At 74.5% G+C, this 11,344-nt stretch carries 11 protein-coding genes; 4 read left to right on the forward strand and 7 right to left on the reverse strand.

Going from position 1 to position 11,344, the window contains the following annotated elements:
* Positions 1 to 32 precede the first annotated feature (32 nt).
* Complete coding sequence (locus C6376_RS11770; protein ID WP_107443362.1) at positions 33 to 2,666, reverse strand: helicase-associated domain-containing protein; 2,634 nt, start codon at positions 2,664 to 2,666, stop codon at positions 33 to 35.
* 79 nt (positions 2,667 to 2,745) lie between these two features.
* Between C6376_RS11770 and C6376_RS11775 the strand changes: the two genes are divergently transcribed.
* The gene (locus C6376_RS11775) at positions 2,746 to 3,882 is read left to right on the forward strand and encodes a hypothetical protein (RefSeq protein WP_107443363.1); all 1,137 of its coding nucleotides are present in this window, start codon (positions 2,746 to 2,748) and stop codon (positions 3,880 to 3,882) included.
* Positions 3,883 to 3,971: 89 nt separating this feature from the next.
* Positions 3,972 to 4,610 carry an HAD family hydrolase gene (locus tag C6376_RS11780; RefSeq protein WP_107443364.1) on the forward strand — a complete coding sequence of 213 codons (639 nt, stop codon included), beginning with the start codon at positions 3,972 to 3,974 and terminating at the stop codon, positions 4,608 to 4,610.
* Here C6376_RS11780 and C6376_RS11785 read toward each other — a convergent pair.
* Both C6376_RS11785 and C6376_RS11790 read right to left on the reverse strand, forming a co-directional pair.
* The gene (locus C6376_RS11785; protein ID WP_107443365.1) at positions 4,607 to 4,855 is read right to left on the reverse strand and encodes a hypothetical protein; all 249 of its coding nucleotides are present in this window, start codon (positions 4,853 to 4,855) and stop codon (positions 4,607 to 4,609) included. The genes C6376_RS11780 and C6376_RS11785 overlap by 4 nt on opposite strands.
* Positions 4,856 to 4,926: 71 nt before the next feature.
* On the reverse strand, positions 4,927 to 5,262 hold the full coding sequence (locus tag C6376_RS11790) for a hypothetical protein (protein ID WP_159083195.1): 336 nt from the start codon (positions 5,260 to 5,262) through the stop codon (positions 4,927 to 4,929).
* Between the two features lie 355 nt (positions 5,263 to 5,617).
* On the opposite strand from C6376_RS11790, the gene C6376_RS46110 reads away from it, so the two are divergent.
* The gene (locus C6376_RS46110) at positions 5,618 to 6,001 is read left to right on the forward strand and encodes a cold-shock protein (protein WP_057579095.1); all 384 of its coding nucleotides are present in this window, start codon (positions 5,618 to 5,620) and stop codon (positions 5,999 to 6,001) included.
* 19 nt (positions 6,002 to 6,020) lie between these two features.
* On the opposite strand, the gene C6376_RS11800 is transcribed toward C6376_RS46110, so the two are convergent.
* The 4 genes from C6376_RS11800 to C6376_RS11815 form a co-directional block, all read right to left on the reverse strand.
* Positions 6,021 to 6,920, reverse strand: a complete 900-nt coding sequence (locus C6376_RS11800) for a 1,4-dihydroxy-6-naphthoate synthase (protein WP_107443367.1) — start codon at positions 6,918 to 6,920, stop codon at positions 6,021 to 6,023.
* Complete coding sequence (locus tag C6376_RS11805; protein WP_254075912.1) at positions 6,907 to 7,614, reverse strand: futalosine hydrolase; 708 nt, start codon at positions 7,612 to 7,614, stop codon at positions 6,907 to 6,909. The genes C6376_RS11800 and C6376_RS11805 overlap by 14 nt, the downstream gene beginning before the upstream one ends.
* Before the next feature lie 23 nt (positions 7,615 to 7,637).
* Positions 7,638 to 8,150, reverse strand: coding sequence for a DUF2771 domain-containing protein (locus C6376_RS11810; protein ID WP_173985630.1), 513 nt, complete (start codon positions 8,148 to 8,150; stop codon positions 7,638 to 7,640).
* A gap of 74 nt (positions 8,151 to 8,224) precedes the next feature.
* Entirely contained in the window at positions 8,225 to 9,658 is a 1,434-nt protein-coding gene (locus C6376_RS11815) for an MFS transporter (protein ID WP_173985631.1), read from the reverse strand.
* Between the two features lie 693 nt (positions 9,659 to 10,351).
* On the opposite strand from C6376_RS11815, the gene C6376_RS11820 reads away from it, so the two are divergent.
* Entirely contained in the window at positions 10,352 to 11,278 is a 927-nt protein-coding gene (locus C6376_RS11820; RefSeq protein WP_107443370.1) for a DUF3027 domain-containing protein, read from the forward strand.
* Positions 11,279 to 11,344: the final 66 nt, after the last annotated feature.

Here is an 11,344-nt window from a genome sequence, read left to right on the forward strand (position 1 = left end):
AGTCCGCCGGGACGCGGTCGTACGCCGGAAGCTCAGTCGTCCGCCAGTTCCGCCACCCCGGTGATCCGGTGCAGCGGGTACGTGCGGACCTCGTCCGCCGTGTGGTCGTACCCCGTCACGAAGCCGCCCTCCACCCGCACCGGGGCGATGACGCGCTGACTGGCCGAGCCCTCCGCGTTGACGTAACCGATCCACAGCGCCCCACCGGTGAGGACGGCGGCCTGCATGGTGGCCAGGGTCTCGGCGGAACTGGTGCGGGGCAGCTCGCCCGGGGCGAGCGGGGCCGCGTCCTCCGTCGCCCTGCGCGGGGCGATGGCGGCGGCGTCCCCCGCCCGGACCGCGCGGATCGCCGCGGTGAGCAGTGTGCCGTCGGGAATCGGCGGCCCGTCCGGCACCGGCTCGGGTGCCGTACGGGGCGGCGTGCGGTGGGCGAGTGCGCGGGTGATCAGGACGTCCCCCTCGGCGGACTCGGCGGCGGGCGCGAAACCCATCGCCCGCAGGCCGTCCAGGAGCGTCGCCGGGTCGGCCTGCGCCGCGAGCACCGTGGGAGCCAGGCGGCGCAGCCGCAGGCCGGCGGCGCGCTTGTCGGCGAGGATCTCGTTCAGGATCGTCTCGTCGTCGCAGCGGACGTACGCCGAGGCCGCGCCCACCCGCAGATGGCCGTGCCGGCGCGCCACGTCGTCGATCAGATAGGTCAGCGGCTGCGGCACCGGCGTACGGGAGTGCTCGGCGAGGAAGGCGTGCAGGTCGGAAGCGCTGCGCCCGGCGTCCAGGGCGCGCCGTACGGAGCCGGGGGTGAAACGGTAGACGGTCGCGCCGCCCTTGGACTCGACGTCCGCGAGGACGCTCAGCACGTCGGCCAGCGGCCGCCGCAGCGGGCCCGGCGCGACCGCGGTCAGGTCCGCCTGCAGCAGGACGTGGTCCAGCGGCTCCGGCAGCAGCGGAGCGAGCAACCGTACGGCTGCCGCCGTGGCCGCGGCCTGCTCGGGCGGTGAGAGAGGGGCCGCGACGGCGGTGGCGGCCCGGTGATGGGCGGGCAGTTTGTCGCCCGGGCCGGCCGGAGCGGCGGCCACGGCGGACCGCGCGGTGCGGACGGCGGGCGGCGCGCCGAGCAGGGCCCTGCCGTGCGCCGACAGCGCGCCCCGGCCGGTCACGCCCAGCCGTTCGGCCTCCGCCAGGGTCCAGCGCGCCAGCCGGGAACGGAGGTCCTCGTCACCCTGCGCGGCCCCGGAGAACCCCGCCGCGCCGTGCGGGACCGGCGTCCCGGGCGCCGCCTGCGTGCCCTGCGGCCCCGGCGTGCCGCCCTGTGCGCCGCGCAGCGGACGCTCCCAGCGCAGCCGGGCCAGCACCGCCTCCGCGTCCGGCGCGCCGCCCTCGGGCAGAGCGGACAGCAGCGTCAGCACCCGATGGCGCACCTCGGGCGCGGCGGACCGGTCGAGACCGGGCCCCAGCGCCGACAGCGCCCGCTCCTTGATGTCCCGGCCGCCGACCACCCCCGAGGTCCTGGTCGCCGCCAGCCACGCCTCGGCGAGCTGTGCCCACCGCTCGGCCGGCGGCCGCTCCATCCACTCGTCGTACTCCGGGGTCGCCGCGTACCGCTCGTCGGCCTCGCCGTCCGAGGCGAGCAGTCCCGCCGCGTACGCCAGCTCGACCCAGAACGCGGCCACCGGCTCGGCCACGTCCAGGGCGACGGCCGTCCGCTTGAGGTCGCGGACGCTGATCCCGTTGGCCCGCAGCACCGCGGGACCGCCCTCGTCCCAGTCCTTCAGCAGCTCCTCGACGGTCGCCAGCGCCGTGTACGCCTGACCGGCCGCCGTCGCGTCCACCACCTGCGGCGCGTGCACCGCGAGCGGCTCCACGGCCGGCGGTACCGGTTCGGGCGCCCGGTGCGCGCGGCCCCTGCGCAGATGCAGGGCCACCTCGCGCGGCAGCACGACGGTCCCGGGCGCCGTCGGCAGTAGCAGCGCGCGGTCGAGCAGCCAGCGCAGCCGGGCCGCCGGGTCGGCCGTGACCTGACCGTACGGCGGCCCCCACACCAGCCGCTCCAGCACCTCGAGGGACTCGGCGGGCGCCCCCGCCAGCAGTGCGGCCATCTTCCGGCGATGGGTGAACACAGCGGTGAGCGCGCCCACGGCCGAGACCGAGTCGTGCGTCGAGGGCAGCCCCAGCGTCGCCACGATCTCCTGGATCCGGCCCGGCGACATGCCCGCCGTCGCCTCCCGCACACTCGGCCCGAGGCCCGTCGGCGACGGGTGCTGCGGGGACGGCGCCAGCAGCTCACGGGCGGTGCGCACCAACCGCAGCCGGTCGTCCGCGCCCCACACCAGCGCCTGCTCGCGCAGGGCCGCCAACGCCGCGGGGAGGGCGGCGACCACGGCCGGATCGCCGGCGTCCCCCGCCATCAGACCGAACAGCTCCTCGCGGGTCGCCGGATCGCCGGCCACGGCCAGCGCCTCCGCCGTCTGCAGCACGAACCGGTCGAGCCGCTCCAGCGCGCGCACGACCGAGGCACGGGTGCCGGCGCGGGTGGCGAGCTGTGTGAGGTCGGTGGGGACCGGAGTGATCAGGTCGGGGCGGGCGCGCAGCAGCGCGGCCAGGGAAGCGTCGTCCCGGGCGCGGAGCGCTTCCGCGAGGGACCGGGGGGCCGACTGGTCCTCGGTGCTCATTCTGCCCACGGTAGCGGTTGACGCTCTCGGGAGCCGTCGTCCCCGGACCCGCGGGCCCCGATGCACTAGCGTCTTCGGCGTGGGGATCGAGAGCGACCAAGTCGTCTACGAGTATCTGAGCCGCGTCGGCGACGTCGCGCAGCAGCGGCAGTTGTCGTCGGCCACCCGGATGCGGCTCGTCTCCGAGCTGCGCAACGAGATCGAACGGCGCCGGGCGAAGGCGCCCGTCGACTCGCCCGCCGCCGTCCGCCGCATCATCGACCGCCTCGGCAGCCCCGACGACCTCGTGTCGGCCGCGGCCGAGGGCGGTGGCGCGCCGCAGACGCCGACGGCCTCCGTGCCCGTCCAGCGGGACCGCGGGGCGCAGCCGAAACCCCCCGGGCAACAGAAGCAGCCCAAGCAGCAGAAACAACAGAAACACCCGGAACCGGCGGGGCACCCGGAGCAGCCGGGGCGGACCCGCCGGGCGGACGGGCCCGACCGGCCGGAGCGGCCGAAGGGGATCCGGCGGATCGTGCCGCGCCCCCGCACCGGCGCCGCGCCGCCCGCCGACGTCCCCTCCGACGCGGCGTCCCCGCCCCACCGCGCGCCCGCGCACGAACTGGGCGACGGCGGCGCCGCCCCCGACTGGTGGCTGCACGAGCCGACCCCGTTCGGCCCCGGCGAGGACATTCCCGGGTTCGTCGGCGGAGTCGAGATCCCCGACCTGCTCAAGCCGCCGCCGCGGCCGAAGCCCGAGGGCGAGGACGACGCCGACGACGCCGACGACGCCGAGTCCGATGCCGTCGAGGAGAGCGCCGCACCGGACGACGGCGCTTCCGTCACCCCCGCCCGCCGCCGTCGGCTGAGGCTCTCGCGGGCCGCCGGCGCACCGGCCCGCCGCTGGGCCAACCCCCTCCTCCTGATCGCCGCAGGCTGTCTGGTCGCGGGCGCGGCGCTCGGGAACTGGTTCGTGCTGATCCTGGGGTGGCTCATCGCCTACGCCTCACGCCGGCTGTCCGAGCGGGAGACGAAGGCAGCGGTCTTCTGGCTGCCCGGCCTCGCGCTCACCGCCGGCCTCGTCTGGCTGTGGGGCCGCTCCGAGGGCCGCTGGGGCGCCCCCGTCGCCGAAGGCCACATGAGCGACGCGATCGCCGACACCTGGCCCTGGGTCATCAGGGGCGCCGCCGTCGCCTCGGCCCTCTTCCTGGCCTGGCGCTCACAGCGGCAGCGGTGACCGGCGCGCGGAAAACCCCAGACGCGGGGGGGCGACCGAAGTCGCGCGAGGGGCGGGCGGGTCGAGGCCGCTCGGGCCCACCGGACAGAATGGCCCCCATGACCGTCTCTCCCGCCCTCGCCGTCGGCTTCGACCTCGACATGACCCTGATCGACTCCCGGCCGGGCATCCGGGCCTGCTGGGCGGAGCTGTCGGCGAGAACGGGCACGCACGTCGACGCCGACCTGGTGGTGACGCGACTGGGGCCGCCGCTGGAGGAGGAGATCGGGAACTGGTTCCCCGCGCGGGAGATACCCGCCGTGGCCGGTCTCTACCGGGAGATCTACCCGGCGTTCGCGGTCGGCGGCAGCCTCGAGATGCCCGGTGCCCGTGAGGCCCTCGCGGCGGTCCGGGCGGCGGGCGGGCGGGCGATCGTCGTCACCGCGAAGTGGGAGCCGAACGCCAGGCTGCACATGGAGCACCTGGACCTGCGGCCCGACGCGGTGATCGGCGACCTGTGGGCCGAGCAGAAGGCCCGGGCGCTGCGTGAGCACGGGGCGAGCGTCTACGTCGGCGACCACATCGGGGACGTCCTGGGCGCGCGGGCCGCGGGGGCCCTGTCCGTGACCGTGCCGACGGGCCCGATCAGCGCGGAGGACCTGCGGACGGCCGGCGCGGACGTCGTGCTCACCGACCTCACCGAGTTCCCCGCCTGGCTGGCCGGCCACCTCGAGAAGGCGAACTCCTAGGGCGTGGCCCGTGCCTGACGCCGGCCCGCGGCGACGGACCGCAGAACGCCCGCGCCCGCGATCAGGAATCCGACGCCCATGAGCATGCTCAGTCCGAACATGTACGTGGGAAAGGGCGTCGAGCCGAGGAACAGGGGGGCGACCGTGACCAGGGTGGCCAGGGCGCCGACGAAGAAGACGACGGCCCCGGCACGGATCAGTCGGTCACCGGGGGCGGCGGAATTCGTTGGGGTTTCGTCACGCATCCGACCAGGGTAGTTCCCCGCCCGCGGAGACGACCGGGGGACTTCCCCGGCGCGGCGGACCGAGGACCCGGCTAACGCACTTCCAGCGAGGTCTTCACGAGGTGGCAGGCGTACCTGTCGCCGTCCACCCACGAAACCGGCGTGTCACCGACCGATTTCCGCGTCTTCCACGCGCCGTAGACGGTTATGGAGTAGGGGTACTTGGGCGAGTCGCACTGCGCCTTGACGCGATAGGACCCGAACCCCCTGCTGCAACTGCCGTACCCCCTGTTGCCGTCGGCGATGGAGGTGCTGCAGCCGTCCACGGCCGCCTGGGCGGTGCCGCCGACGGCGGTCAGCGCGCCTCCTGCCACGGCGGCGACCACGAAGACCCGCAGAGCTGTTGTGTACGTCCTCGTTCTGTGCAATGAAGCCTCCGGAAATCGAGTGGGCCGTAACCGGTACGGCGACCACGAGCGGGACGGCACCGCGTGAAGGAATTTCCGCGGCAACTCGCCGCCAGAATAACCAAGTTGATCGGACAGTGAGGGGGAGCGCCCGGCGGGCCCGCCGCGGGTGCGGCCCAATAGGGGCCCCGGCGGCCGGGAGCCCGGCGGCCGGGAGGCCGCGCCGGCGTCCGCGCACGACTTTCGGCCAGTGCCGTAAGCGGGGGCCCGGCATCGTTTTAAGGCGTGCTGGGTTGGAGAGACCCCCGGTAAGCTTGCACGACTGCTAATTCAACGCGTCCGGGCCAGTCCAGGACAGATCGAGGGAGCGTGTGCTTTGCCGACTGGCAAGGTCAAATGGTTTAACAGTGAGAAGGGCTTCGGCTTTCTCTCCCGCGACGACGGCGGTGACGTCTTCGTGCATTCCTCGGTCCTCCCCGCCGGTGTCGAGGCACTGAAGCCGGGCCAGCGTGTGGAGTTCGGCGTCGTCGCAGGTCAGCGCGGCGACCAGGCACTCTCCGTCGTCATCCTCGACCCGACCCCCTCGGTCGCCGCGGCGCAGCGCAAGAAGCCCGACGAACTGGCCTCCATCGTCCAGGATTTGACCACCCTTCTCGAGAACATCACCCCGATGCTCGAGAAGGGCCGCTACCCGGAGAAGACGTCCGGAAAGAAGATCGCCGGTCTGCTGCGCGCCGTCGCCGACCAGTTGGACGTCTGAGCCGGCGCTCGCCGGTCCCTCAGGGGAAATCGAGCGCACCCGGGCCGAGGGGCGGAAGCAGTCCCTCGGCCGCCGCGCGGGTCAGCAGTCCGCGTACCGCCGCGTAGCCGTCCTCGCCCAGTTCGGCCGTGAACTCGTTGACGTACAGACCGATGTGCTGGTCGGCGACGGACGGATCCATTTCCTGGGCGTGTTCCATGACGTACGGCCGGGAGGCCTCCGGGTCGTCCCAGGCGGCGCGCACGGACGCGCGGATCGCGCCGGCGAGCCGGCCGAGGGTGCGCGCACCCAGGGACCGCCTGGCGATGATCGCGCCCAGCGGGATCGGCAGGCCGGTCGTGGCCTCCCAGTGCTCGCCCATGTCCGCGAGCCTGTGCAGCCCGTAGTCCCGGTACGTGAAGCGGGCTTCGTGGATCACCAGGCCCGCGTCGACCTTCCCGTCGCGCACGGCGGGCATGATCTCGTGGAACGGCATGACGACGATCTCGCCGACGCCCCCCGGGACGTGCTCCGCCGCCCACAGCCGGAACAGCAGGTACGCCGTCGACCGTTCGCTCGGCACGGCGACCGTGCGGCCGCTGAGCCCGGCACCGCCGAAGGGCCGCACGGCGTTCCCCGTGCCCGTCCCCGTCCCGGCCTCCTCGCGGGTCAGCACCAGCGGCCCGCAGCCCCGGCCCAGCGCGCCCCCGCACGGCAGCAGCGCGTAGGTGTCGAGGACGTACGGCAGCACCGCGTACGACACCTTCAGCACGTCCGACTCGCCGCGTTCGGCCATGCCGTTGGTGATGTCGATGTCCGCGAACGTCACGTCGAGCGCGGGCGCGTCCGGGATCCGGCCGTGGGCCAGGGCGTCGAAGACGAAGGTGTCGTTCGGGCAGGGGGAGTACGCGATCCGCAGGGGCCGCTCACTGGTCGTCATGCCGGTTCCAACTCTCGAGGACGGGTGTCAGCTTCCCGAACGCCGTCGTCAGCGCGGTCAGCGCGTCGCCGATGCGCCAGGCGGCCCGGTCACGGGGGCCGACGGGGTTGGACACCGCGCGGATCTCCACGACGGCGACGCCGTGCGCGTCGGCCGCCTCGGCGACCCCGAAGCCCTCCATCGCCTCGGCCAGGGCGTGGGGGTGGCGTGCGCGCAGGGCCGCGGCCCGGGTGGCGGTGCCGGTGACCGTGGAGACGGTCAGGACCGTGCCGACGCCGGCCCCGGTGGCGTCCGCGGCCGCCCGGACGAGGGACCGGGGCGGGACGTGGGTGACCCTGCCGAAGCCCAGCTCGGTGACCGGCAGGAAGCCGTCCGCGGACTCCGCGCCCAGGTCGGCGGCGGTGATCCGGTCGGCGACGACGAGGGAGGCGACGGGCGCCTCGGGCAGGAAGCCGCCCGCGATGCCGGCCGAGACGACCAGGCCGTACGGGGCGCCCTCGTACCGTGCGGCGGTCAGCGCGGCGGAGACGGACGCGGCGGCGAGCGCGGGGCCCACCCCGGCCGCGAGCAGGTCACAGGTCCCGGCCGGGCCCTGCAGCCGGTGCACGGTGACGCCGGGCAGGTGCAGCTCCCGGCCGGGCTCGGGGAACGCCCGGGCCACCGCGTCCCGCTCGGCGGGGACCGCGGTGGCCACGAGGACGCGTGCGGGGGACGTGACTAGTCGTCCTTCTTGAGCTTGAAGGACCACAGGCCGGTCGCCGCCTGGCTCTGCTTCTTGCCGTCGCCCGCCTTGATGGTGACGAGGGTGGAGTCGCCCTGGGCGCCGTACTGGGCGTTGAAGAACACGCTGCCCGGGATCGTGCGGTAGGTCTTGTCGCTGTCCTCGGTGAGCGGCTGGCCGTTCATCAGGATCGTCCAGCGCTTGTCGGCCACGTCGGGGTCGACGCCGAAGCGGACGGTCTCGTCCGGGTCGACGCTGATGGACTTGATGTCCTTGTCCGCGAGGCACTTCGCCAGATCGGCGGCCTTGAGGGTGTCGCCCTCTCCGCCGCAGGTGGCCTCGCTGCTGACCGAGTCGCGGCCGACGGTGATCGTGGACAGCGGCGTCGGCTTGTCGCAGGCCGACAGGACGAGCAGGCCGGCACAAACGGCGCCGGCGGCGGCGACGACGCGGCGGCGTCGCACAGCGCCAGGTACATCAGCGGCTCCGCCGCGGGTCATCGTGGTCATGGCGGAAGGCTATCGGGCGCGCCCGGCCGTCCCTTTACGTGGGGTGCGGCGTGGCTGTGTGTCACGCCGCGCGGTTACGCCACGCGGGGCTTCGCGCCGCCGCCGTGCCGCGCCGAGGACAGCAGGCCGCGGACGGTCGTCGCCCAGCCCAGCGCGAGGACCACGGCGGCCACCGACAGGCCCAGCGCGCCGTTCAGCGGCATGACGATGCCGACCGCGCCGCCGAACACCCAGCACACCTGGAGCATCGTCTCGGAGCGGGCGAAGGCCGAGGTGCGGACCAGTTCCGGGACGTCCCGCTGGATCAGCGCGTCCAGGGACAGCTTGGCGAGGGCCTGGGAGAAGCCGGCGACCGCCGCCAGACAGGCCACCAGGAACGCGCCGAAGAACGCGGCCGCCGTGATCGTCGCGCCGAGCACGACGGCGACGACGGCGACGATGATCACCTCTGGTGCTCTGGAGCGCAGCCACGCCCCGACGGCCGTGCCGAGCGCGTTGCCCAGGCCGGCCGAGACGGCCACCATGCCCAGCGACACGGCCGCGCTCTGTCCGGTGATCGGGTGCTCGCGCAGCAGGAACGCCAGGAAGAAGGTCAGGAACCCGGACAGCCAGCGCAGGGCCGCGTTGGCGCCGAGGGCGTGCGTGACGGCGATGCCGACCGTCCGCAGGCCGGGCCGCTTCTGCTGCTGCCGGTGCGGGCCGTGCAGATGCTGCTCGTCGGCGGCGAGCAGGGCCACGTCCTCGCCCTTGGCGGAGTCGACCTTGCGGGGGAGCGAGAAGGACAGGAACGTCCCCGCCACGAAGATGACGAAGGCGCCGTAGAGCGGGTAGCGCGGGCCGAGCGCCTGCAGTCCCGCTCCGACGGGCGCGGCGACACCGGTGGCGAGAAGCCCGCCCAGGGTGACCCGTGAGTTGGCTTTGACCAGGGAGAACCCAGGAGGCAGCAGTCGGGGCACGACGGCGCTGCGGACGACTCCGTACGCCTTGGAGGAGACCAGCACGCCGAGCGCGGCCGGATACAGCTCGATGCTGCCGGTGGCGACGGCGCCGGACAGGACGAGCGCCAGGAGCGCCCGGGCCAGCATCGCCCCGGCCATGGCGGCGCGCCGCCCGTGCGGGAGCCGGTCCAGCAGCGGGCCGATCACCGGGGCGAGGACGGTGAAGGGGGCCATGGTGATGGCGAGGTAGAGGGCGACGCGGCCGCGCGCCTCGTCGGTGGGCACGGAGAAGAACACGGTGGAGGCGAGCGCGACGGTGATCATGACGTCGCCGGCGCCGTTCACCCCGTGCAGTTCGATCAGCTTGCCGAGGCCGGACTCGCCGGCGCCGTGCGCGTGGGTCGCCTTCCTGATCCCGCGGGCGGTGCCGGTGAACGGGAAGTGCAGGGCACGGCCGATCGCGCGGACGGACCCGCTCCTCCGGCCCGAACCGCTCACTCTGCCCCTCCCCTTGGTCCCCTTCGTCGCACCGATCCCGGTGGCGCCCTGGGGTGTTCTCGCGGCTGCCACCCCGTCATAGTGCCCCGAGAAAGCCGTGCATAGTGCGGTTACCGCGCGTATGGCCGTGTGACGGTCGGCGCGCCGGGCCGGTCGGGAGGTGTGCCGGAGGTGTTCCGCGGGGCGGGCCGGCGGGGCCGGGCGGGGGCCGAGGGGGGCCGAGGAGGGCCGAGGAGGGCCGGGGGGAAGGGATGCGGACGGGGGTCTCGTCGAGAGCCTTCGCAGAGCCCCGGGAGGACTTCCGGAGGGGCCCGGGATCTCCCCGGGAGGCCTGCGGGCGGTTCCGGGCGTGCTCAGGGACACTTCCGGACGGGTTCGGGAAGGTTTCGCCAGGGGTTCGGAAGGGGTTCGGGAAGGCTTCGCCAGGAGTTCGGGAGGGGTTCGAGAAACCTTCAGGAGGTCTTCGAAGCGCCTTCGGGAGGTCTTCGGGGGCTTTCGGTGGGTGGGAAACGTCCCGTCGGTGTAGGCCGAGCGTCCGCGAGAAGGTAGCGTGCGTAGCGCGCCGTGGCGATTGTTCTCGGCCGCGCGCCTCCCGGCCATCCCGCAGAATGGATGACAGCAGGCGCGCCCGAGCGCGATCGGGCGCGGACGTCGACGCGGCGCTCCCCCAGTGCCTCAGGCCTGGGAGGTACTCCCAGCCGCTCCGTCCGCACCCGCCGCCTTGAGGGGCGCACCGAGAGACGGCGTAGGAGAGAAGCGATACCTGTGAGCGCAGCGACCACGCGAAGCCGCACCCCCGACCGCCTGTGCGCCGAGGCCGTCGACCTCGCCCGCGCCGCAGCCGAGGAGGCAGCCGCCCCCGGCGTGGTCGGTGAGCACGCGGGCCTCGTCTCGGAGGGCGACCGTGTGGTCACCCACTACTTCGAGTGCAAGGAACTGGGCTACCGGGGCTGGCGCTGGGCGGCGACGGTGGCGCGGGCGTCCCGCGCCAAGATCGTCACCCTCGACGAGGTGGTGCTCCTCCCCGGCCCCGACGCGGTCCTGGCGCCCGAGTGGGTGCCGTGGAGCGAGCGACTGCGCCCCGGCGACATGGGGCCCGGCGACCTGCTGCCCACGGACGCGGAGGATCTGCGCCTGGAGCCCGGCTACAGCGGGGAGGACGAGCCGCTGCCGAACTCGCCCGTCTCCGAGGAGATGGCGCAGCTGGCCGAGGCGGAGGACGCGGACGTGACGCCGGCCGCGCCGGCGAAGCTGCCCACGATCCCGGTCCGGGGCACGATCGCCGCGGTGGCCGAGGAGCTGGGCCTGCGCCGGGCCCGGGTGCTGTCCCGTTACGGTCTGCACACCGCCGCCGACCGCTGGGAGGACGGCTTCGGTCCCAAGACGCCCATGGCCCAGGCGGCCCCCGCGTCCTGTGTGAGCTGCGGTTTCCTCGCCCGCATCGGCGGCTCGCTGGGGCAGGCCTTCGGTGTCTGCGCCAACGAGTTCTCCCCGGCCGACGGGCGGGTGGTCTCCCTGGCGTACGGCTGCGGCGGCCACTCGGAGGCGGCGGTGATGCCCACGCCGCCCCGGCCCGCCCCGCCGGTGATCGACGAGAACCGCGTCGACCCGTTCCCGCTGCGCCCGGCCGCCGACTCGGGCTCGGTCCCGACCGCGGCCGACGAGGAGGCGGCGGAGCTCGGCCACTCGTAGCGCCTCGCCCTCCTCCGCAGGCCGGACCCGGCCGGAGCGGGGGACACGGTCGCTTCCGTGAGCGGT

Source organism: Streptomyces sp. P3 (assembly GCF_003032475.1).
Taxonomy (GTDB): Bacteria; Actinomycetota; Actinomycetes; order Streptomycetales; family Streptomycetaceae; genus Streptomyces.

Coding starts and splice junctions, on each gene's coding strand:
- C6376_RS11810 (WP_173985630.1), bottom strand. CDS start 8,150: ATGACCACGATGACCCGCGGCGGAGCCGCTGATGTACCTGGCGCTGTG.
- C6376_RS11800 (WP_107443367.1), bottom strand. CDS start 6,920: ATGACGACCAGTGAGCGGCCCCTGCGGATCGCGTACTCCCCCTGCCCG.
- C6376_RS11785 (WP_107443365.1), bottom strand. CDS start 4,855: ATGCGTGACGAAACCCCAACGAATTCCGCCGCCCCCGGTGACCGACTG.
- C6376_RS11770 (WP_107443362.1), bottom strand. CDS start 2,666: ATGAGCACCGAGGACCAGTCGGCCCCCCGGTCCCTCGCGGAAGCGCTC.
- C6376_RS11780 (WP_107443364.1), top strand. CDS start 3,972: ATGGCCCCCATGACCGTCTCTCCCGCCCTCGCCGTCGGCTTCGACCTC.